The following is an 18,761-nucleotide window of genomic DNA, read 5'->3' as shown; positions in this document are numbered from 1 at the left end:
ATGGCTGCTAAACTCCGCAAAGGCGACAAGGTCGTCGTGCTGGCCGGCAAGGACAAGGGCAAAGAGGGAACTATCACCTCGGTTGACCCGAAAGCCGGTAAAGCTGTTGTCGATGGCATCAACATCGCCATCCGCCACACCCGTCAGTCGCAAACCTCGCAAGGTGGTCGCCTGCCTCAGGCAAGCCCGATCGAGCTGTCGAACCTGGCACTGCTGGACAAAAACGGCAAAGCAACCCGCGTTGGCTTCCGCATGGAAGGCGACAAGAAGGTGCGCTTCGCCAAGACCACAGGGGACGTGATCGATGCTTGATAACGCAACCTACACCCCGCGTCTGAAAGCTCAGTACGCCGAAACCATCCGTGCCGCTCTGAAAGAAGAGTTCGGCTACAAGAACGACATGCAGCTGCCCAAGCTGGAAAAAATCGTTCTGAACATCGGTTGTGGTGCTGAGGCCGTCAAAGACTCGAAAAAAGCGAAAGCTGCTGTCGAAGATCTGACTGCGATTGCTGGCCAGAAGGCCGTTGCAACCAAGGCGAAGAAGTCGATCGCGGGTTTCCGCGTCCGTGAAGACATGCCGCTGGGTGCGAAAGTGACCCTGCGCGGCGACCGGATGTACGAATTCCTGGATCGTCTGATCACCATCGCGATGCCTCGCGTTCGTGACTTCCGCGGTGTGAAGCCGTCTTTCGATGGTCGTGGCAACTTTGCCATGGGCATGAAAGAGCACATCGTGTTCCCGGAAATCGACTTCGACAAGGTCGACGAGGTCTGGGGCCTGGATATCGTAATTGCCACCACAGCGAAAACCGACGCTGAAGCAAAGGCATTGTTGAAAGCATTCAACATGCCGTTCAACGCGTAAGCGCCGGGAGGATTGAGACATGGCTAAAAAAGCAATGATCGAACGCGAGAAGAAGCGCGAACGCCTGGTGGCCAAATATGCCGCAAAGCGTGCCGAGCTGAAAGAAATCGCGAATGACGAGAGCAAGCCGATGGAAGAGCGTTTCAAAGCGCGTCTGAAACTGGCGAAACTGCCGCGCAACAGCTCGGCTACCCGTCTGCACAACCGTTGTCAGCTGACCGGTCGTCCCCACGCTTACTACCGTAAGCTGAAGGTCAGCCGTATCGCGCTGCGCGAGCTGGGTTCTGCTGGTCAGATCCCCGGCATGGTGAAATCGAGCTGGTAAGGGAGACATAGATATGAATGATCCTATCGGCGATATGCTCACCCGTATCCGCAACGCGCAAATGCGCGGCAAGTCCACCGTTTCCACCCCGGCTTCCAAGCTGCGCGGTTGGGTTCTGGACGTGCTGGCGGACGAAGGTTACATCCGTGGCTACGAAGCGACGACCGGTGAAAACGGTCATCCGGCCATCGAAATCAGCCTGAAATACTACGAAGGCACCCCTGTTATTCGCGAACTGAAGCGGGTCTCGAAGCCCGGTCGTCGCGTATACATGGGCGTCAATGACATCCCGCAGGTCCGTCAGGGTCTGGGTGTGTCGATTGTCAGCACTCCGAAAGGTGTGATGTCGGATGCAAACGCTCGCTCCAACAATGTTGGCGGCGAAGTGCTCTGCACCGTCTTCTAAGGAGGTCTGCAATGTCTCGTATTGGTAAAAAACCGGTCGAGCTGCCCAGCGGCGTTACCGCCTCTGTGTCGGGTCAGACCATCGAAGTGAAAGGTCCGAAAGGCACCCGTAGCTTCACCGCCACCGACGACGTTACGTTGTCGGTTGAAGACAACGTGGTCAAGATCGATCCCCGTGGCATGTCCAAGCGTGCGCGTCAGCAGTGGGGCATGAGCCGCACCATGGTCGCCAATCTTGTTGAAGGCGTAACAAACGGCTTCAAAAAAGAGCTGGAGATCCAGGGTGTTGGTTACCGGGCTCAGATGCAGGGCAATACCCTGAAGCTGAACCTAGGCTACAGCCACGATGTTGATTTCACTGCTCCGGAAGGTGTCACCATCACCGCACCGAAGCAGACCGAGATCGTTGTGGAAGGTATCGACCAGCAGCAGGTGGGCGAAGTCGCGGCCAAAATCCGCGAATGGCGCCGTCCCGAGCCGTACAAAGGCAAGGGCATCCGCTATAAGGGCGAGTTCATCTTCCGCAAGGAAGGCAAGAAGAAGTAAGGACGCAGACAATGGCAAACAGCAAAAGAACCCTGTTTCTGAAGCGCCGCCTGCGCGTTCGGAACAAACTTCGCAAGGTCAACGCGGGTCGTCCCCGTCTGTCCGTACACCGTTCGAACAAGAACATCTCTGTTCAGCTGATCGACGACGTACGTGGCGTGACCCTGGCCGCAGCCTCGACCCTGGAAAAGGATCTGGGCGTTGTGGGCAAGAACAACGTCGAAGCGGCCACCAAAGTGGGCGCGGCCATCGCCGAGCGCGCCAAAAAGGCAGGCGTCGAAGAGGCCTATTTCGATCGTGGCGGCTTCCTGTTCCACGGCAAGGTGAAGGCTCTGGCCGACGCCGCGCGTGAAGGTGGTCTGAAGATCTAAGACTTGCGGGCAGCTTTGCGGCTGCCCCGATGATCCGGGGGCCTCGGCGACAGTCGGGGCTCACTTGGATTGAACTAAACGGCGCCGCATGCGCCACATGAGAAAAGGGATGCCAAATGGCAGAACGTGAAAACCGTCGGGGCCGTGGCCGCGATCGTGAAGAAGCGCCGGAATTTGCAGATCGTCTGGTCGCAATCAACCGCGTGTCGAAAACCGTAAAAGGTGGTAAGCGCTTTGGCTTCGCCGCTCTGGTGGTTGTCGGTGATCAGAAAGGCCGCGTCGGCTTTGGCAAAGGCAAAGCGAAAGAAGTACCTGAGGCCATCCGCAAGGCGACTGAACAGGCCAAGCGTCAGATGATCCGCGTGCAACTGCGCGAAGGTCGGACCCTGCACCACGACATCGAAGGCCGTCACGGCGCCGGTAAAGTGGTTATGCGCACCGCACCTGAAGGTACTGGTATCATCGCCGGTGGTCCGATGCGTGCCGTGTTCGAAATGCTGGGCGTGAAGGACGTTGTGTCCAAATCGCTGGGCTCGCAGAACCCGTACAACATGATCCGCGCCACCATCAACGGCCTGCAGAAAGAGCAAAGCCCGCGTTCGGTTGCCGCACGTCGTGGCAAAAAGGTTGCTGACATCCTGCCCAAGCGGGACGAAGCACCGGCTGCTGCTGAAGCAGAAGCATAAGGAGAGCGACCCATGGCAAAAACCATCGTCGTCAAGCAGATCGGCTCCCCGATCCGCCGCCCCGCCGAACAGCGCGCAACCCTGATCGGCCTGGGCCTGAACAAGATGAACCGCACCCGCGAGCTGGAGGACACTCCTTCGGTCCGCGGCATGGTCAACAAGATCCCGCATCTGGTTGAGATCATCGAAGAGCGCGGTTAAACGCGAGTTCTTTGAAGTAATTGAAGCGCCTCCGGCAGTGCCGGGGGCGTTTTTTGTTGTGAGGTATAGCTGCCGGATTAGCGCGTGAAGCCAAACATCGCTGCCCAATTCTCCATTGTCATCCCCGCGCGGTAGTCGCTCTGCATGTCTTTATCGAGCGCTTCGATCAAGACCCGGTTTTCCAACTAGATTTCAACACATTCAAACGGGCCGCGATTACACACTCGGGTAGTCCAGCCTTTTTGGTGAGTCTTGTTGAGCAGGTCTTGTTGCGACAGGACTGAACCAAGCGCGATATGAGCGAATGTTGACGAGGGGTCCATATCGCCGACCTTGCAGGTTACCTGATCTGGGCCAGCGATCAGGGTATGGGTCAATGGATATACTTCAATTGCTGTCCCGTTGTCTTTCTCGGCAAACGCAATCCACGAGTCCGGGAATGAGGGAAATGGCAACGCTTCGCCGCCCATAATATCTGCCAGAAACTTCGCGACGTCCTCGGGGTCTGCGGCGGTGATGGACAAGTGCAATATCGACATGAGTAACCTCATCGAGAAATGAGGCTAGTCTGGCTCAGGCTTCCGGCTTTGTCAGGGCACTATTTTCATGGGTCATTTGCCATTCACCAAACGCATACCGGCTAGACCAAAACGCGCGTTGTTAGCGGTATCTAATGCTCCTATCTGAGCCTTGTCCACAAAGGAACAAATGGAAACGCCCAGGGAATACGCCCTGGAACAGAAAGGAAATTAGATATGGCACATACAGCTACACTGACACATGGCGGCTTCAACCTGAACGCTCGGATTGCGAGCTTTGTTGAGCGCGTAAAAGAAAACCGCGCACGGGCTGCGGAATACAGCCGCACCTATCGCGAATTGCAAAGTCTGACCAATCGCGAGCTTGATGATATCGGCGTGCGCCGCTGTGATATCGCAGATATTGCACGCGACCACGCATATTGCGCGTAACACCTGAACCACTCACCGTTGAAGAGGCGCCAATCTGGCGCCTCTTTTGGTTTTGGCAATTGTGATGGATCAAACCTTGCAACGCAGGGCACAACGCTGTAGAGCGCTCCGGTGGATTTCCGTCCACAAGAATCAAAATCAAGAAATGCCGTGTTTGGCCCATCACGCTTCGGGGGTCACATCCGGCTTAGGAGAAGCGAAATGAAACTGAACGAATTGCGCGACAATCCTGGCGCCGCACCTAAACGCACCCGCGTTGGCCGTGGTCCCGGTTCTGGCAAAGGTAAAATGGGTGGCCGTGGTATCAAAGGCCAGAAATCCCGTTCGGGTGTGGCCATCAATGGCTACGAAGGCGGCCAGATGCCGCTGTACCAGCGCCTGCCCAAGCGTGGCTTCAACAAGCCGAACCGCAAGGCATTCGCCGTTATCAATCTGGGTCTGATCCAGAAATTTGTCGACGCCGGCAAGCTGGACGCCAAAGCTGCGATCACCGAGGACGCACTGGTTGCGTCGGGTCTGGTCCGCCGCAAGCTGGACGGTGTCCGCGTTCTGGCCAAAGGTGAAATCACCGCCAAAGTGAACCTGGAAGTCACAGGTGCTTCGAAATCTGCTGTTGAGGCAGTTGAGAAAGCGGGCGGTTCACTGACGGTCACAAAAGCTGCTGCGGCAGAGTAAGCGCTTGTGAGCGGGCGCAGACCCGCTTACATAGACCTCAGAGTTTTCCAAGACGCCGCCCGAGCCGGAAAACGGTTCCGGGCGGTGTTTTCATAAGAGAGACCGATTTATGGTATCAGCAGCAGAACAAATGGCAGCCAACACAAGCTGGGCTGCTTTGGGCAAAGCCACCGATCTGCGCAACCGCATCCTGTTCACGCTGGGTTTGTTGATCGTCTATCGTCTGGGCACCTTCATTCCGGTCCCAGGTATCGACGGGCAAGCACTGCGCGAGTTCATGGAGCAAGCGGGGCAAGGCATCGGCGGCATGGTTTCGATGTTCACCGGCGGGGCGCTGGGGCGGATGGGTATCTTTGCCCTCGGCATCATGCCCTATATCTCAGCCTCGATCATCGTGCAGCTGCTGACATCGATGGTTCCCGCGCTCGAACAGCTCAAGAAAGAGGGCGAGCAAGGGCGCAAGAAGATCAACCAATACACCCGTTTCGGTACCGTGGCTCTGGCCACCGTTCAGGCTTATGGTCTGGCGGTTTCGTTGGAATCGGGCGATCTTGCGACTGATCCGGGCCTGTTCTTCCGCATGTCGACCATGATCACTCTGGTCGGTGGTACCATGTTCCTGATGTGGCTGGGCGAGCAGATCACTGCACGCGGCATCGGCAACGGTATCTCTCTGATCATCTTCGTCGGCATCATTGCCGAGGTTCCGGCCGCGTTGGCGCAGTTCTTTGCCAGTGGACGCAGCGGTGCGATCAGCCCTGCCGTGATCGTTGGTGTGATCATCATGGTCATCGCCGTGATCACCTTTGTGGTGTTCATGGAGCGGGCCCTGCGCAAGATCCATATCCAATACCCGCGCCGTCAGGCTGGTATGAAAGTCTACGAAGGCGGCTCCAGCCACCTGCCGGTCAAAGTGAACCCGGCGGGTGTGATCCCTGCGATCTTTGCAAGCTCCTTGCTGCTGTTGCCGGTGACAATCTCGACTTTCTCGTCGGGTGCCACAAATGGCCCGGTCATGTCATGGCTGCTGGCCAACTTCGGCCCCGGACAGCCGCTTTATCTGCTGTTCTTCGCTTCGATGATCGTGTTCTTCGCCTATTTCTACACGTTCAACGTGTCGTTCAAGCCGGACGATGTGGCGGACAACCTGAAAAAGCAGAACGGTTTTGTACCGGGTATCCGTCCGGGCAAGAAAACCGCCGAGTATCTGGAATACGTGGTCAATCGCGTGCTGGTTCTGGGTTCGGCCTATCTGGCGGCCGTTTGTCTGCTGCCTGAAATCCTGCGGGGCCAGTTTGCTATCCCGTTCTATTTCGGCGGCACCTCGGTTCTGATTATTGTCTCTGTGACCATGGACACTATCCAACAGGTCCAGAGCCACCTGCTGGCGCATCAATACGAAGGGCTGATTGAAAAGTCCCAGCTGCGCGGCAAAGGCAAGAAACGCGGCAGAAAGGGAGCTGCTCGTCGATGAACATCATTCTTCTCGGCCCCCCGGGGGCAGGCAAAGGAACGCAGGCGCGTCACCTGGTTGAAACCCGCGGTATGGTGCAGCTGAGCACCGGAGACATGTTGCGTGAGGCCAAAACCTCGGGCACGGAAATGGGCCAGAAGGTTGCTGCGATCATGGACGCGGGCAAGCTGGTCACCGATGAGATCGTGATCGGCCTGATAGAAGAAAAGCTGACCACCGAAAAAGGTGCCGGTTTCATCTTTGACGGCTTCCCTCGGACGCTGGCACAGGCCGACGCGCTGTCGGCTCTGCTGACCAAGCTGGGCCAGTCGCTGCATACGGTGATCGAGATGCGTGTGGACGATGAGGCGCTGGTGGACCGGATCACGGCGCGGTCAACCTGCGGCGGATGTGGTGAGGTCTATAACGACAACACAAAGCCGATTCCTGCGGATGGCAAATGCACCAATTGTGGCAAGGAAAATGACTTCGTCCGTCGCGCCGACGATAACGAAGACAGCCTTCGTACGCGCCTGATGGAATACTACAAGAAGACCTCGCCGCTGATTGGCTATTACTACGCCAAAGGCGATCTGCGTCCGGTGAACGGGCTGGCGGATATCAAGGAAGTCACCGCGTCGATCGAGGCGGTTCTAGGCTGATATCAATATGGGCTTGACGGCACCGCCAAAAGCCCATATCGACCCCCATCCCTATAGGGAATCAAGATCGCATGCGGGATTCGTCCCAATTGCCCCGACCACCTCGAATAATACTGGACCCTCTGGCGTCACTGCCACGGTCAAGTGTTGTGAAAAAAGGTTCCGGAGTTACGGAACCGCAACAAAAAGGAAAGTGACACGTGGCACGTATTGCCGGCGTAAACATCCCGACTGCAAAGCGGGTACCAATCGCCCTCACATATATCACCGGTATCGGAAACACCTCGGCCAAAGCGATCTGCGAAGCCGTAGGCATTGAAGCGCACCGTCGCGTCAACGAACTGTCCGACGCCGAAGTTCTGGCCATCCGCGAGCACATCGATGCAAACTTCACCGTTGAAGGTGACCTGCGTCGTGAAGTTCAGATGAACGTCAAGCGCCTGATGGACCTGGGCTGCTATCGCGGACTGCGTCACCGCCGCAACCTGCCGGTTCGCGGTCAGCGTACCCACACCAATGCTCGTACCCGCAAAGGCCCCGCAAAGGCCATTGCCGGTAAGAAGAAATAAGGGAGGGTCTGACCGATGGCACGTGACAAGACTCGCGTTAAGCGCAAAGAGCGTAAGAACATCGCATCGGGCGTTGCCCATGTGAACTCGACCTTCAACAACACCAAGATCCTGATCTCGGACGTACAGGGCAACGCCATCTCGTGGTCGTCTGCCGGTACCATGGGCTTCAAGGGATCGCGGAAATCGACCCCCTACGCCGCTCAGATGGCTGCAGAAGATGCAGGCAAAAAGGCGCAGGAACATGGCGTCAAGACGCTGGAAGTCGAAGTTCAGGGCCCCGGTTCGGGTCGTGAATCGGCTCTGCGTGCGCTGGCTGCAGTGGGCTTCAACATCACGTCGATCCGCGACGTGACCCCGATCGCTCATAACGGCTGCCGTCCGCCGAAGCGTCGTCGCGTCTAAGCGATTTTGAATTAAGCTGGGGCTGTGTTTTTGCACGGCCCCAGCACGTCATTTTGAACCTCGGGCGTCTGCACCTTGTTGGTCATGGGGCGCGGACAGGAATGGAGGGATTACATGATCCATAAGAATTGGGCAGAATTGATCAAGCCGACCCAGCTTGACGGCAAGCCGGGCAACGACCCTGCACGTCAGGCAACCCTGGTTGCCGAGCCGCTGGAGCGTGGCTTTGGTCTGACCCTGGGTAACGCGCTGCGCCGCGTTCTGATGAGCTCGCTGCAAGGCGCGGCCATCACCAGCGTTCAGATCGATAATGTACTGCACGAGTTCTCCTCGGTCGCGGGCGTACGTGAAGACGTCACCGACATCATCCTGAATCTCAAAGGCGTTTCGCTGCGCATGGAAGTCGAAGGCCCCAAGCGCCTGTCGATTAATGCCAAAGGCCCCGCAGTTGTCACCGCTGGCGACATCAGCGAAAGCGCTGGCATCGAGGTTCTGAACCGCGATCACGTCATCTGCCACCTGGACGATGGCGCGGACCTGTTCATGGAACTGACCGTCAACACCGGCAAAGGTTACGTCTCGGCTGAGAAGAACAAGCCCGAAGACGCACCCATTGGCCTGATCCCGATCGACGCGATCTATTCGCCGGTCAAAAAGGTTGCCTATGACGTTCAGCCGACCCGTGAAGGTCAGGTTCTGGACTATGACAAGCTGACCCTGAAAATCGACACCGACGGTTCGATCACGCCCGAGGATGCGCTGGCCTTTGCTGCTCGCATCTTGCAGGATCAGCTGTCGATCTTCGTCAACTTCGATGAGCCGGAATCGGCTGGCCGCCAGGACGAAGACGATGGTCTGGAGTTCAACCCGCTGCTGCTGAAGAAAGTGGACGAGCTGGAACTGTCGGTCCGTTCGGCAAACTGCCTGAAGAACGACAACATCGTTTACATCGGCGATCTGATTCAGAAGACCGAAGCCGAGATGCTGCGCACTCCGAACTTCGGCCGCAAGTCGCTGAACGAGATCAAGGAAGTGCTGTCCGGTATGGGTCTGCACCTCGGCATGGATGTCGAGGACTGGCCGCCCGACAACATCGAAGATCTGGCCAAGAAATTCGAAGACGCGTTCTAAGCGCGTCTTCACAAATGCCCGGGCTGCCGGGGACCATATGGGCACTTCCGCCCCAAGGAGAGCCGGTGACACGCATCGCCGGCCAGACAAAGCAAAACGCGAAATAAGGAATTGAAAAATGCGTCACGCACGTGGTTACCGCCGCCTGAACCGTACTCATGAGCACCGCAAGGCTCTGTTTGCAAACATGGCTGGTTCGCTCATCGAGCATGAGCAAATCAAAACAACTCTGCCGAAGGCAAAAGAACTACGCCCGATCATCGAAAAACTGATCACTCTGGGCAAGCGCGGCGACCTGCACGCCCGTCGTCAGGCGGCAGCACAGCTGAAAGAAGACAAAGACGTCGCAAAGCTGTTCGAGGTTCTGGGCCCCCGCTATGCAGAGCGTCAGGGTGGATACGTCCGCATCCTGAAAGCTGGCTTCCGCTATGGCGACATGGCACCGATGGCGATCATCGAATTCGTTGATCGTGACGTCGACGCCAAAGGCGCGGCCGACAAAGCCCGCGTTGCCGCCGAAGAGGCCGCAGCCGACGAATAAGCCTCGTCTATATCTGAGTTTCAGCCCCCGCGTCACAGTCGCGGGGGTTTTCTTTTGTACCTTTCGGACGTCCAAATTGGGCGCAACCTAATTGCTTTCGGCTTTCAGAATGCCATCTGCCGACGCTCCTGCGGATAGATTGGCGTCAGAGAAATCCTCTGTCTCTGGCAGTTCCAGATGCAATGAAGAGGTGTGATCAATTTCGATCTTTCCCCGGGTCAATGTGTAATCAAGAACGTGCCCACCGGTAGTCCGGTCGTCAGAGATGAAATGCAAGTGGTAACCCGGAACGCCGATCCCGACCGCGTAGTCAGGGCAGCGGAACCCAAGAATGGTTCCATCAACATCATCCAATTCGAATTCGGCCTGCGTTTTGACCACTTCCAGCAAAGGTTTGTATGGCCGTTCCTGTTTCAACACGTTTCGATACCTAATGTGTTTGATCAATCCGGTGAAACAAACCGCGTAAAACAGGTTCTTTGCATCGGCCATGTCATCCAAACCCTCCTCGAAATCGGATTTGTTAACCGGAGAATCCAACGCAAGCGAAATCGTCGGTTCAAAGTCAATGACGGCTGCGTATGGTGTCAGCGCGCCGTTATCCGCAATTGTCGCTTTGCCTTCCCCATCCAGGCGATAAGCGACACCATCCAGCACCACCATTTCTCCGTCCAGGGCGTTGAAGGTACCGAGACCGAAATCTCCGTGTTCCAGCAGCTGACCGATGGAAACAGTCCCGTCATAGACTCCCTGCATGACGGCACTCAGTAGTGAGGCCTGGTAATACTCGTGGGCGTGCTCTTCCCGCACAAAGCTCTTATTTCGATGATGAGAGGCAAGGGCCGTTGCAAAGGTCAATTCCCGGTCTTTGTGCATGGTCGTTCCCTCTGATTGGATTCAGCGCCAAGTCCAACACATAGCACAACTCCCTGTGAAACTTTTGCAACGCTTTGCGAAGCCATAATGCTCAAGCAGGATATTTGTGCGAATAGCTCAAAAGAAAGCGGTAGGTCCTCTGCATTGTCGAAGGCAGCGGGTTATGTCGCTTGCAATCTTTGCATCGGCCCCGCATATCCGGTTGGCGATATTGCCGGAGGGCCGATGATGCTAAGACTATTGTGTTCCCTAGTATTGCTGATGGGCGCAATACCGGCAGCCGCAGAGACGCAGGTACCAAAAAGCCAGACCGAAATCAGCCTCGGGTTCGCCCCTGTCGTAAAGCAGGCTGCCCCGGCGGTTGTGAACATCTACGCCAAGATTGTTCGCGAAGGGCGGGCAAATCCGCTATTTTCTGACCCGTTCTTTCAGGACTTCTTTGGCCGTGGATTTGGGACGCCACGCCCCCGTGTGCAGAATTCGCTCGGCTCCGGCGTGATCCTCACTGGTGATGGGTATGTGGTGTCAAACTACCACGTTGTGGGGATGGCATCGGAAATTCAGGTCGTGACTACCGACCGTCGTGAATTCACTGCCGAAGTCGTTCTGGGTGACAAAGAAAGCGACATTGCAATCTTGCGGTTGGAAGAGGCAAACGATCTGCCGTTCCTGCAGATGCGCGATTCCGATCAGGTTGAAGTAGGAGAGCTGACGCTGGCGATTGGCAACCCCTTCGGCGTTGGCCAAACTGTTTCGTCAGGTATTATTTCAGGGCTGGCGCGCACAGGAACCGCAACCGGAAACGCACGAGGGTACTTCATTCAAACCGATGCGGCGATCAACCCGGGCAATTCCGGTGGCGCGCTGATCGATGTGAATGGTGATCTGATTGGTATCAATACTTCAATCCTGACCCGCTCGGGCGGGTCGAACGGTATCGGCTTTGCCATTCCGGCCAATTTGGTAGCCGAATTCCTTCGGCAGGCGCAGTCTGGCAACGAAAGCTTCGTAAGTCCTTGGGCAGGAATGGCCGGTCAACACATGAGCGCGGACATAGCCGAGTCTCTGGGTATGGCCATCCCTCTAGGTGTGGTGATTTCTGACTTGCATGAACTGAGTCCGCTGGCAGAAGCGGGTCTGCGGGTCGGTGACGTTGTCACTCATGTCGACGGAGACGAGGTGAATTCTCCGGCCGAGATGAAATTTCGCATGGCTGTTGCCGGGGTAGGTGGAAAGTCGGTCCTGACTCGGCTGCGGGGCGAAGACCGCTCGGATATTGAAGTGGCGCTGATCAAACCGCCTGAAACGCCTGCGGCGGATGAGACTACGCTGGACGAGGATACGGTCATGCCAGGTCTGATCGTTTCGGGCGTAAATCCGGCGGTGATCGTAAAGCTTGGCTTGTCGCTGTCTCAGACCGGCGTCGTGGTGGTTGATCCGAGCCGCTATGGCGGCCGCGCAGGATTGCGTGTGGGCGATGTCGTTAAAGGTATCAACGGAACCAGAACCGAGACACCGGAGGATATCGTTCAGGCCCTGACCGATCCAGGTCGCCGGGTACAGATGGAGGTTGAGCGGGGAAGCCGGTTAATCTCATTGCGGTTTCGGTTGTGATCCGTGAGTGATTTGTTCGATACCGGTTCTGCGGAACCAACCGCTTCGCCGCACAGGCCGCTTGCGGATCGCTTGCGCCCACAATCCCTGTCTGAGGTGATCGGGCAAGAGCAGGTTTTGGGACCAGATGCGCCATTGGGGGTGATGCTCGCGTCAGGTAGTCTGTCCAGCCTGATCTTCTGGGGCCCGCCGGGTGTGGGAAAGACAACCATCGCCCGGTTGCTGGCGCAGGAGACCGATCTGCATTTCGTGCAGATCAGCGCGATTTTTACCGGTGTGCCGGATCTGAAGAAGGTATTTGAGGCTGCTAAAATCCGTCGTCAAAACGGGCAGGGCACCTTGTTATTTGTTGACGAAATCCATCGTTTCAATAAAGCGCAACAGGACGGGTTTCTGCCGCATATGGAGGACGGCACGATCCTCTTGGTTGGCGCGACGACCGAAAACCCTTCCTTCGAGTTGAACGCGGCGGTACTCAGCCGGTCTCAGGTGCTGGTTCTGGAACGCCTTAGCCTTGCTGATCTTGAGCGTTTGACACAACGCGCCGAGAAAGAGCTTGACCGCGCCTTGCCGCTAACGTCTGCCGCCCGCGAGGCGCTGCAGGAGATGGCGGATGGCGACGGTCGCGCACTACTGAACCTGATCGAACAGGTTGCTGCTTGGAAAGTGGACGCCGATCTGGACCCGGATGCATTGTCGACGCGCCTGATGCGGCGGGCCGCAAAATACGACAAATCGGGGGATGAGCATTATAATCTGATCTCAGCCCTGCACAAATCGGTGCGTGGATCGGACCCTGACGCGGCGCTGTATTGGTTTGCGCGGATGCTGACCGGCGGCGAAGACCCGCGCTATCTGGCGCGGAGGATCACGCGGATGGCGGTTGAAGATATCGGTTTGGCCGATCCTCAGGCGCAATCGATCTGCCTGCACAGTTGGGAAACCTATGAACGGCTGGGCTCGCCCGAGGGCGAGTTGGCACTGGCGCAGGCGTTGGTGTATCTGGCTCTCGCTCCGAAATCGAACGGGGCCTATGTGGGGTATAAGGCGGCGATGCGGCTGGCCAAGCAATCGGGCAGTGAACCGCCACCCAAACATATCCTGAACGCTCCGACATCGCTGATGAAGGATCAGGGATATGGTGCAGGGTATGCCTATGACCACGATGCCGAAGATGGGTTCTCGGGTCAGAACTATTTCCCGGATGATATGAAGCGCCCGGTTCTCTATCAGCCGGTAGAGCGTGGTTTTGAGCGCGAGCTGAAAAAACGGCTGGAATACTTCGCCAAGCTGAGAACGCAACGCAATCAGGGCTAGACTTGACTCTGCACCCGATGCGCGCGACAGACGCGCATGATTTCTAAGGCACTGAAACAAGCACAATCCGGGCGGATCAGCCGTGCGGAACAAGGGGCAATGGCATGAGCGGCGTACAGGTGATCACCGTAGCAGAGGGCGATGGCGACCAGAGGCTGGATCGTTGGCTGCGCCGCCTGTTTCCTCATGTCAGCCAGGGCCGGATCGAGAAGATGTGCCGCAAGGGTGAACTGCGCGTAGATGGCAGTCGGGTCAAAGCTTCGACGCGGCTAGAGGCCGGGCAGTCTGTGCGCGTGCCGCCGCTGCCAGACGCCGACCATAAGCCCGCTGTCGTAAAGCATCGTGTTTCGGACGCTGACGCAAAGATGATCCAGTCTTGCGTGATTTATAAAGACGATCACGTGCTGGCGCTGAACAAGCCGCATGGCTTGCCAGTTCAGGGTGGCAGCGGTCAAACCCGCCATGTGGACAGCCTGTCCGAAGCGTTGCGTTTTGGGTGTGACGAGAACCCGCGCCTTGTGCATCGTTTGGATAAGGACACCTCGGGCGTACTGCTGTTGGCCCGCACGCGCGAGGCTGCCAAGGGGCTGACCGCTGCGTTCCGGCATCGTAACACCCAAAAGATCTATTGGGCGCTGGTAGCTGGTGTTCCAACTCCGTACCTGGGCGAAATCAAGACCGGGCTGGTCAAGGCACCGGGGCATGGTAAGCATGGCGAAGGCGAGAAGATGATCGCTGTTCATCCGAGCGAGGTGAACGATACGCCCGGCGCGAAACGCGCGCATACGCTCTATGCAACGCTCTATCGCGTTGCAGGGCGGGCAGCCTGGGTCGCGATGGTGCCGGTGACGGGGCGGACCCATCAGCTGCGCGCGCACATGGCGGCGATCGGCCACCCGATCATTGGCGATGGGAAATATGGCGGCTCGGGGCAGGAAAACCTCGGCGATGGCTGGGGCGCGCAGTTGGGAGGTATCATCAGCAAAAAGCTGCACCTCCACGCCCGCAGCCTGTCCTTTGAACACCCGATGACCCGCAAACCCATCTCGCTTACGGCGCCTTTACCGGATCATATGAAACACAGCTGGGATACGCTGGGCTGGACCGAAGACCTCGCTGCAGATGATCCGTTTGAGGAGTTGCGATGAACGCTCCATTGCGGCTGGTCCTGTTTGATGTGGATGGCACTCTGGTCGATAGTCAGGGTGCCATTGTTTCGGCAATGACCGCCTGTTTTCAGGCGCAGTCACTGCCGGTCCCGGATCGTGACGCCATCCTGTCCATCGTCGGTTTATCTCTGCCCCATGCAATGGCGCGTCTGGCAGCAGATCAGTCCGAACGGATACAAAGCGCATTGGTTGACGGATATAAGCATGCCTATCACGCGCAAAGGTTGGAGCAGGGCGCCGCAAGCTCGCCGCTTTATCCCGGTGCGCGCCAAGTGATTGACGCTCTTCACGCTCAGCCCGAGGTACTTTTGGGAGTGGCCACAGGCAAGTCTCAGCGCGGGCTTGATGCGCTGCTTGAAGGGCATGGGTTGCAGCAGCATTTTATTACTCGTCAGGTTGCAGATCACCACCCGTCCAAGCCGCACCCGTCGATGATAGAAACAGCTTTGGCTGAAACGGGCGTGCCGGCTGCGCAAGCCGTCATGGTGGGCGACACCAGCTTTGACATGGATATGGCCGCAGCCGCGCAGGTTGCCGGGATCGGTGTCAGCTGGGGTTATCACGATCGTCGGGTACTGACGGCTGCGACACATGTGATCGAAACATTCGAAGAATTGCCAGGCGCACTGGCCAAGATCTGGGGCTAAAGAGATGAGCGACTGGAAACCCAAACGCTTCTGGACGACAAGCACGGTCGTTGAGACCGACGTGGGCTATACGGTTGAACTGGATGGTCGGCGGGTCAAAACGCCCGCCAAGGCTGCGCTAGACCTGCCCACGCGTGCCATGGCCGAGGCCGTTGCACGGGAATGGGATGCACAGGAAAAGGAAATTGATCCGACCACGATGCCGTTCACCCGTTCGGCCAATGCGGCGATTGACAAGGTGCGGCACCAGCATGGTGAGGTTGCCGATATGCTGGCCGATTACGGCGACTCGGATCTGTTGTGTTATCGGGCGACCCATCCCGAAACGTTGCAGCAGCGGCAGTCCGAGGCCTGGGATCCTGCATTGGATTGGGCTGCGGACGTGCTGGGCGCGCGGTTGATCCCGCGTGCAGGGGTGGTGCATCAACCGCAAGCTGCCGAGGTGCTGCAAGGCCTGCGTGACCGGGTGCATGGACTGAATGCGTTCCAGCTGGCGGCGTTTCATGACCTCGTCAGCCTGTCGGGGTCATTGATTCTTGGTTTTGCCGCTGCGCAGAATTGGCGCAAACCGGACGAGATATGGCGCATTTCTCGACTGGACGAGCTTTGGCAGATCGAACAATGGGGCCACGACGATGAGGCGCACGCTGCCGCCGAAGTGAAACGGGTCGCCTTTCTGCACGCAAAGCAGTTCTTTGACCTCTCGTTCTGAGACGGATTCTCGTCAAATCGTGAATTTGTGTCCGATTCTGGCAGAAAAGACCTATCGTTTTCCCTGATCCAGCCCTTGACGTTTGTTGATGAATACGCCCAAACTCGGGCCACTAAAGGGGAGACACCTTTTGGGTAACCTTTCTGGCGCCTATGCGCCGGATCGAACCGTTCCATTCAGGGATGGAAAATCAGGAAGAGGTAAAAATGAAAAAATCCGTAATTTTGGGCGTGGCAACCATTGCCGGCCTGGCTGCTGGCGCAGCTGCAGCGGGTACCGTTGACGACGTGAAAGCCCGCGGCAAGCTGAACTGCGGCGTTGCAACCGGCGTACCCGGCTTTGCTAGCCCCGATGCCAATGGTGAGTGGCAGGGTTTTGACGTGGCCGTATGCCGCGCGGTAGCCGCTGCTGTTCTGGACGACCCAAGCGCTGTTGAGTTCATCCCGACAACCGGTAAAACACGTTTCACCGCGCTGGCTTCGGGCGAGATTGACATGCTGGCCCGTAACACCACGTGGACCTTCAGCCGCGACGTCGACCTGAAGTTCGAATTCGTCGGCATCAACTACTACGATGGTCAGGGCTTCATGGTTCCCAAGGCACTGGGCGTCAGCTCGGCCAAGGAACTGGACGGTGCAACCGTTTGCATCCAGACCGGCACCACCACCGAGCTTAACCTGGCGGATTTCTTCCGCATCAACAACATGAGCTACGAGCCGGTTCCGATCGAAACCAACGCCGAAGCGCAGCAGCAGTATCTGGCTGGTGCCTGTGACGTTTACACCACCGACGCATCGGGTCTGGCTGCTACGCGCGCCACCTTTGAAAACGCAGGCGACCACGTGATCCTGCCCGAAATCATCTCGAAAGAGCCGCTGGGCCCGCTGGTCCGTCATGGCGATCACGAGTGGGGCGATGTGGTCCGCTGGACCCTGAACGCACTGATCGCAGCGGAAGAACTGGGTGTAACCTCGGCGAACATCGACGAGATGTCCAGCGGTGCCACCGACAACCCAGAGGTAAACCGCCTGTTGGGTACCGAAGGTACGCTGGGTGAGATGCTGGGTCTGGACGCGAACTGGGCACAGCGTGCGATCAAAGTCGGCGGTAACTACGGCGAAGTGTTTGCCAAGAACATCGGTGAGGAAACCCCGATCGGTCTGGCACGCGGCCTGAACGCACAGTGGACCGATGGTGGCTTGCTGTACGCACCGCCTTTCCGCTAAGATCCACGGAAAAGGGCGCGGGGGAACCCGCGCCCTTTTTCCTTCCATAAGAAACACGCCCGGAACGATCTGAGCAGAGGCAAACTCTGCCAACATCCGGGATGCACGGGGATATACATAGGTCATGACGACACTCACTGACCCGCCGAAGGAGCACTTCCGGCTGTCCATGCTCCTTTATGATACGCGGTACCGATCTGCGACCATTCAGGTCATAGCGATGATCGGTTTCATGCTTCTGGCAGCCTGGATTATCAACAACACCATTCAGAACCTTGAAACGCTGGGCAGAACAGTCGGGTTCGACTTTTTTGCCGAACCGGCCAGCTATGACATCAACCAACGCCTGCTGGAATACGACTCGCGCGATACCCATCTGCGCGCAGCGTTTATAGGCCTGCTAAACACTCTGGTTGTTGCAGTTCTGGGCTGTATCACAGCAACGATCATCGGTGTCATGGTCGGTGTTTTGCGCCTGTCGAATAACTGGCTGATCGCGCGGATCATGACAGTCTATGTCGAGATGTTCCGTAACGTTCCAGTGCTGCTTTGGATCGTGTTCGCCATGGCGATCCTGATTGAAAGCCTGCCATCACCGCGCGCCTTCCGAGGTGAAAACCCAGAAGCCACGATGGATCTTTTTGGCACGGTCGCGGTCACAAATCGCGGGGTCTATATCCCCGAGTTTCTGTTCTCGCGCGGATTGGGCGATATCCACCTTTTCGGTACCTCAAGCCTGCGCTTTGATGTTTCGCTTGACCTGATCGCCTTCCTGATCGTGTTTGGCGGCAGCATCTTTGCGATGCGCAAGGTTTCGGCCTGGGCCAATTCAACGCAAGAAAAGACCGGCGATCGCCCGACCATCTGGCACATCCAACTGGGCCTTTTGTTCGTGCCGTCAGCTATCCTGCTGGGCGTTCTGGGTTTTCACCTGGGCTACCCTGAGCTGAAAGGCTTCAACTTCAGCGGCGGTACCCACCTTCGTAACTCGCTGATTGCCTTGTGGCTGGCCCTATCGCTGTACACTGCGGCATTCATCGCCGAGATCGTGCGCGCCGGTATTCTGGCCATTTCCAAGGGTCAGACCGAGGCCGCATCCGCACTGGGCCTGCGCCCGGGCCGGACCATGCGTCTGGTGATCTTGCCGCAGGCGTTGCGGGTGATCATCCCGCCAATGATCTCGAACTATCTGAACCTGACCAAGAACTCGTCGCTGGCGATCGCGGTCGGATATATGGACATCACGGGTACGCTGGGTGGCATCACCATGAACCAGACCGGTCGCGAGCTGGAATGCGTTCTGCTGCTGATGCTGGTCTACCTGTCCATCTCGCTGAGCATTTCGGCGGTGATGAACTGGTACAACAACCGTGTCAAACTGGTGGAGCGGTAAT

Annotated in this window: 25 protein-coding genes; 23 read left to right on the top strand and 2 right to left on the bottom strand. The window is 57.4% G+C overall.

The annotated features are described in order from the left end of the window. The 8 genes from rplX to rpmD all read left to right on the top strand — a co-directional run bounded on the left by rplX (nucleotide 1) and on the right by rpmD (nucleotide 3,399). Nucleotides 1–312, top strand: a complete 312-nt coding sequence (gene rplX, locus ACR0EN_RS20125) for a 50S ribosomal protein L24 (RefSeq protein ID WP_480588442.1) — start codon at nucleotides 1–3, stop codon at nucleotides 310–312. Continuing rightward, a complete protein-coding gene (rplE, locus tag ACR0EN_RS20120) occupies nucleotides 305–865 on the top strand; it encodes a 50S ribosomal protein L5 (RefSeq protein ID WP_170392897.1) in 561 nt (186 codons plus the stop codon). Before rplX ends, rplE begins: the two co-directional genes overlap by 8 nt. 19 nt (nucleotides 866–884) lie before the next feature. Continuing rightward, the gene (rpsN, locus tag ACR0EN_RS20115) at nucleotides 885–1,190 is read left to right on the top strand and encodes a 30S ribosomal protein S14 (RefSeq protein ID WP_010437098.1); all 306 of its coding nucleotides are present in this window, start codon (nucleotides 885–887) and stop codon (nucleotides 1,188–1,190) included. Nucleotides 1,191–1,203: 13 nt separating this feature from the next. After that, the gene (rpsH, locus tag ACR0EN_RS20110; RefSeq protein WP_010437099.1) at nucleotides 1,204–1,596 is read left to right on the top strand and encodes a 30S ribosomal protein S8; all 393 of its coding nucleotides are present in this window, start codon (nucleotides 1,204–1,206) and stop codon (nucleotides 1,594–1,596) included. A gap of 11 nt (nucleotides 1,597–1,607) precedes the next feature. Next, complete coding sequence (rplF, locus tag ACR0EN_RS20105) at nucleotides 1,608–2,141, top strand: 50S ribosomal protein L6 (RefSeq protein WP_170392896.1); 534 nt, start codon at nucleotides 1,608–1,610, stop codon at nucleotides 2,139–2,141. An 11-nt stretch (nucleotides 2,142–2,152) separates the two neighbouring features. Beyond that, on the top strand, nucleotides 2,153–2,512 hold the full coding sequence (gene rplR, locus ACR0EN_RS20100) for a 50S ribosomal protein L18 (protein ID WP_170392895.1): 360 nt from the start codon (nucleotides 2,153–2,155) through the stop codon (nucleotides 2,510–2,512). A gap of 116 nt (nucleotides 2,513–2,628) precedes the next feature. Further along, nucleotides 2,629–3,198 carry a 30S ribosomal protein S5 gene (gene rpsE / locus ACR0EN_RS20095; RefSeq protein ID WP_155148691.1) on the top strand — a complete coding sequence of 190 codons (570 nt, stop codon included), beginning with the start codon at nucleotides 2,629–2,631 and terminating at the stop codon, nucleotides 3,196–3,198. Between the two features lie 12 nt (nucleotides 3,199–3,210). Beyond that, nucleotides 3,211–3,399 (top strand): 50S ribosomal protein L30, encoded by a 189-nt coding sequence (rpmD, locus tag ACR0EN_RS20090; protein WP_039538297.1) that lies wholly within the window; start codon nucleotides 3,211–3,213, stop codon nucleotides 3,397–3,399. A gap of 185 nt (nucleotides 3,400–3,584) precedes the next feature. Here rpmD and ACR0EN_RS20085 read toward each other — a convergent pair whose 3' ends face one another. Then, a complete protein-coding gene (locus ACR0EN_RS20085; RefSeq protein WP_480588440.1) occupies nucleotides 3,585–3,938 on the bottom strand; it encodes a VOC family protein in 354 nt (117 codons plus the stop codon). A 216-nt stretch (nucleotides 3,939–4,154) separates the two neighbouring features. Between ACR0EN_RS20085 and ACR0EN_RS20080 the strand changes: the two genes are divergently transcribed. The 8 genes from ACR0EN_RS20080 to rplQ all read left to right on the top strand — a co-directional run bounded on the left by ACR0EN_RS20080 (nucleotide 4,155) and on the right by rplQ (nucleotide 9,806). Continuing rightward, a complete protein-coding gene (locus ACR0EN_RS20080; protein WP_480588438.1) occupies nucleotides 4,155–4,370 on the top strand; it encodes a DUF1127 domain-containing protein in 216 nt (71 codons plus the stop codon). Nucleotides 4,371–4,571: 201 nt separating this feature from the next. Further along, nucleotides 4,572–5,045, top strand: a complete 474-nt coding sequence (gene rplO, locus ACR0EN_RS20075) for a 50S ribosomal protein L15 (protein ID WP_170567425.1) — start codon at nucleotides 4,572–4,574, stop codon at nucleotides 5,043–5,045. Nucleotides 5,046–5,154: 109 nt separating this feature from the next. Then, nucleotides 5,155–6,519 (top strand): preprotein translocase subunit SecY, encoded by a 1,365-nt coding sequence (gene secY / locus ACR0EN_RS20070; protein WP_170515935.1) that lies wholly within the window; start codon nucleotides 5,155–5,157, stop codon nucleotides 6,517–6,519. After that, nucleotides 6,516–7,160 (top strand): adenylate kinase, encoded by a 645-nt coding sequence (locus tag ACR0EN_RS20065; protein WP_170819039.1) that lies wholly within the window; start codon nucleotides 6,516–6,518, stop codon nucleotides 7,158–7,160. The genes secY and ACR0EN_RS20065 overlap by 4 nt, the downstream gene beginning before the upstream one ends. 200 nt (nucleotides 7,161–7,360) lie before the next feature. Further along, on the top strand, nucleotides 7,361–7,729 hold the full coding sequence (rpsM, locus tag ACR0EN_RS20060; protein ID WP_008757392.1) for a 30S ribosomal protein S13: 369 nt from the start codon (nucleotides 7,361–7,363) through the stop codon (nucleotides 7,727–7,729). Between the two features lie 15 nt (nucleotides 7,730–7,744). Continuing rightward, complete coding sequence (gene rpsK / locus ACR0EN_RS20055) at nucleotides 7,745–8,134, top strand: 30S ribosomal protein S11 (RefSeq protein ID WP_008757289.1); 390 nt, start codon at nucleotides 7,745–7,747, stop codon at nucleotides 8,132–8,134. A gap of 114 nt (nucleotides 8,135–8,248) precedes the next feature. Beyond that, the gene (locus ACR0EN_RS20050) at nucleotides 8,249–9,265 is read left to right on the top strand and encodes a DNA-directed RNA polymerase subunit alpha (protein ID WP_010437127.1); all 1,017 of its coding nucleotides are present in this window, start codon (nucleotides 8,249–8,251) and stop codon (nucleotides 9,263–9,265) included. Between the two features lie 118 nt (nucleotides 9,266–9,383). Then, nucleotides 9,384–9,806, top strand: coding sequence for a 50S ribosomal protein L17 (gene rplQ, locus ACR0EN_RS20045; protein WP_170819038.1), 423 nt, complete (start codon nucleotides 9,384–9,386; stop codon nucleotides 9,804–9,806). A gap of 87 nt (nucleotides 9,807–9,893) precedes the next feature. On the opposite strand, the gene budA is transcribed toward rplQ, so the two are convergent. Further along, nucleotides 9,894–10,682, bottom strand: coding sequence for an acetolactate decarboxylase (gene budA / locus ACR0EN_RS20040; protein ID WP_170819037.1), 789 nt, complete (start codon nucleotides 10,680–10,682; stop codon nucleotides 9,894–9,896). Between the two features lie 228 nt (nucleotides 10,683–10,910). Between budA and ACR0EN_RS20035 the strand changes: the two genes are divergently transcribed. The 7 genes from ACR0EN_RS20035 to ACR0EN_RS20005 all read left to right on the top strand — a co-directional run bounded on the left by ACR0EN_RS20035 (nucleotide 10,911) and on the right by ACR0EN_RS20005 (nucleotide 18,760). After that, nucleotides 10,911–12,296, top strand: coding sequence for a trypsin-like peptidase domain-containing protein (locus tag ACR0EN_RS20035; protein ID WP_170819036.1), 1,386 nt, complete (start codon nucleotides 10,911–10,913; stop codon nucleotides 12,294–12,296). A 3-nt stretch (nucleotides 12,297–12,299) separates the two neighbouring features. Then, entirely contained in the window at nucleotides 12,300–13,613 is a 1,314-nt protein-coding gene (locus ACR0EN_RS20030; RefSeq protein WP_170392886.1) for a replication-associated recombination protein A, read from the top strand. Nucleotides 13,614–13,717: 104 nt separating this feature from the next. Then, on the top strand, nucleotides 13,718–14,761 hold the full coding sequence (locus tag ACR0EN_RS20025; RefSeq protein WP_480588435.1) for an RluA family pseudouridine synthase: 1,044 nt from the start codon (nucleotides 13,718–13,720) through the stop codon (nucleotides 14,759–14,761). Further along, nucleotides 14,758–15,429 (top strand): HAD-IA family hydrolase, encoded by a 672-nt coding sequence (locus ACR0EN_RS20020; RefSeq protein WP_170819034.1) that lies wholly within the window; start codon nucleotides 14,758–14,760, stop codon nucleotides 15,427–15,429. The genes ACR0EN_RS20025 and ACR0EN_RS20020 overlap by 4 nt, the downstream gene beginning before the upstream one ends. 4 nt (nucleotides 15,430–15,433) lie before the next feature. Further along, nucleotides 15,434–16,141 (top strand): ATP12 family chaperone protein, encoded by a 708-nt coding sequence (locus tag ACR0EN_RS20015; RefSeq protein WP_480588433.1) that lies wholly within the window; start codon nucleotides 15,434–15,436, stop codon nucleotides 16,139–16,141. Between the two features lie 206 nt (nucleotides 16,142–16,347). Next, complete coding sequence (locus ACR0EN_RS20010; protein ID WP_170392882.1) at nucleotides 16,348–17,367, top strand: amino acid ABC transporter substrate-binding protein; 1,020 nt, start codon at nucleotides 16,348–16,350, stop codon at nucleotides 17,365–17,367. A 124-nt stretch (nucleotides 17,368–17,491) separates the two neighbouring features. Beyond that, the gene (locus ACR0EN_RS20005; protein ID WP_480588431.1) at nucleotides 17,492–18,760 is read left to right on the top strand and encodes an amino acid ABC transporter permease; all 1,269 of its coding nucleotides are present in this window, start codon (nucleotides 17,492–17,494) and stop codon (nucleotides 18,758–18,760) included. The last annotated feature ends 1 nt before the right edge of the window (nucleotide 18,761 follow it).

It is taken from the genome of Ruegeria sp. AB7, from assembly GCF_056542625.1.
Note: the sequence above shows the minus strand (reverse complement) of the source record. Positions and strands in the feature narration are given on the sequence as shown.

Excerpts from the sequence above, each read along its gene's own strand:
- rplX (WP_480588442.1), top strand. The coding sequence starts at position 1 with ATGGCTGCTAAACTCCGCAAAGGCGACAAGGTCGTCGTGCTGGCCGGC.
- rplE (WP_170392897.1), top strand. The coding sequence starts at position 305 with ATGCTTGATAACGCAACCTACACCCCGCGTCTGAAAGCTCAGTACGCC.
- rpsN (WP_010437098.1), top strand. The coding sequence starts at position 885 with ATGGCTAAAAAAGCAATGATCGAACGCGAGAAGAAGCGCGAACGCCTG.
- rpsH (WP_010437099.1), top strand. The coding sequence starts at position 1,204 with ATGAATGATCCTATCGGCGATATGCTCACCCGTATCCGCAACGCGCAA.
- rplF (WP_170392896.1), top strand. The coding sequence starts at position 1,608 with ATGTCTCGTATTGGTAAAAAACCGGTCGAGCTGCCCAGCGGCGTTACC.
- rplR (WP_170392895.1), top strand. The coding sequence starts at position 2,153 with ATGGCAAACAGCAAAAGAACCCTGTTTCTGAAGCGCCGCCTGCGCGTT.
- rpsE (WP_155148691.1), top strand. The coding sequence starts at position 2,629 with ATGGCAGAACGTGAAAACCGTCGGGGCCGTGGCCGCGATCGTGAAGAA.
- rpmD (WP_039538297.1), top strand. The coding sequence starts at position 3,211 with ATGGCAAAAACCATCGTCGTCAAGCAGATCGGCTCCCCGATCCGCCGC.
- ACR0EN_RS20085 (WP_480588440.1), bottom strand. The coding sequence starts at position 3,938 with ATGTCGATATTGCACTTGTCCATCACCGCCGCAGACCCCGAGGACGTC.
- ACR0EN_RS20080 (WP_480588438.1), top strand. The coding sequence starts at position 4,155 with ATGGCACATACAGCTACACTGACACATGGCGGCTTCAACCTGAACGCT.
- rplO (WP_170567425.1), top strand. The coding sequence starts at position 4,572 with ATGAAACTGAACGAATTGCGCGACAATCCTGGCGCCGCACCTAAACGC.
- secY (WP_170515935.1), top strand. The coding sequence starts at position 5,155 with ATGGTATCAGCAGCAGAACAAATGGCAGCCAACACAAGCTGGGCTGCT.
- ACR0EN_RS20065 (WP_170819039.1), top strand. The coding sequence starts at position 6,516 with ATGAACATCATTCTTCTCGGCCCCCCGGGGGCAGGCAAAGGAACGCAG.
- rpsK (WP_008757289.1), top strand. The coding sequence starts at position 7,745 with ATGGCACGTGACAAGACTCGCGTTAAGCGCAAAGAGCGTAAGAACATC.
- ACR0EN_RS20050 (WP_010437127.1), top strand. The coding sequence starts at position 8,249 with ATGATCCATAAGAATTGGGCAGAATTGATCAAGCCGACCCAGCTTGAC.
- rplQ (WP_170819038.1), top strand. The coding sequence starts at position 9,384 with ATGCGTCACGCACGTGGTTACCGCCGCCTGAACCGTACTCATGAGCAC.
- budA (WP_170819037.1), bottom strand. The coding sequence starts at position 10,682 with ATGCACAAAGACCGGGAATTGACCTTTGCAACGGCCCTTGCCTCTCAT.
- ACR0EN_RS20035 (WP_170819036.1), top strand. The coding sequence starts at position 10,911 with ATGCTAAGACTATTGTGTTCCCTAGTATTGCTGATGGGCGCAATACCG.
- ACR0EN_RS20025 (WP_480588435.1), top strand. The coding sequence starts at position 13,718 with ATGAGCGGCGTACAGGTGATCACCGTAGCAGAGGGCGATGGCGACCAG.
- ACR0EN_RS20020 (WP_170819034.1), top strand. The coding sequence starts at position 14,758 with ATGAACGCTCCATTGCGGCTGGTCCTGTTTGATGTGGATGGCACTCTG.
- ACR0EN_RS20015 (WP_480588433.1), top strand. The coding sequence starts at position 15,434 with ATGAGCGACTGGAAACCCAAACGCTTCTGGACGACAAGCACGGTCGTT.
- ACR0EN_RS20010 (WP_170392882.1), top strand. The coding sequence starts at position 16,348 with ATGAAAAAATCCGTAATTTTGGGCGTGGCAACCATTGCCGGCCTGGCT.
- ACR0EN_RS20005 (WP_480588431.1), top strand. The coding sequence starts at position 17,492 with ATGACGACACTCACTGACCCGCCGAAGGAGCACTTCCGGCTGTCCATG.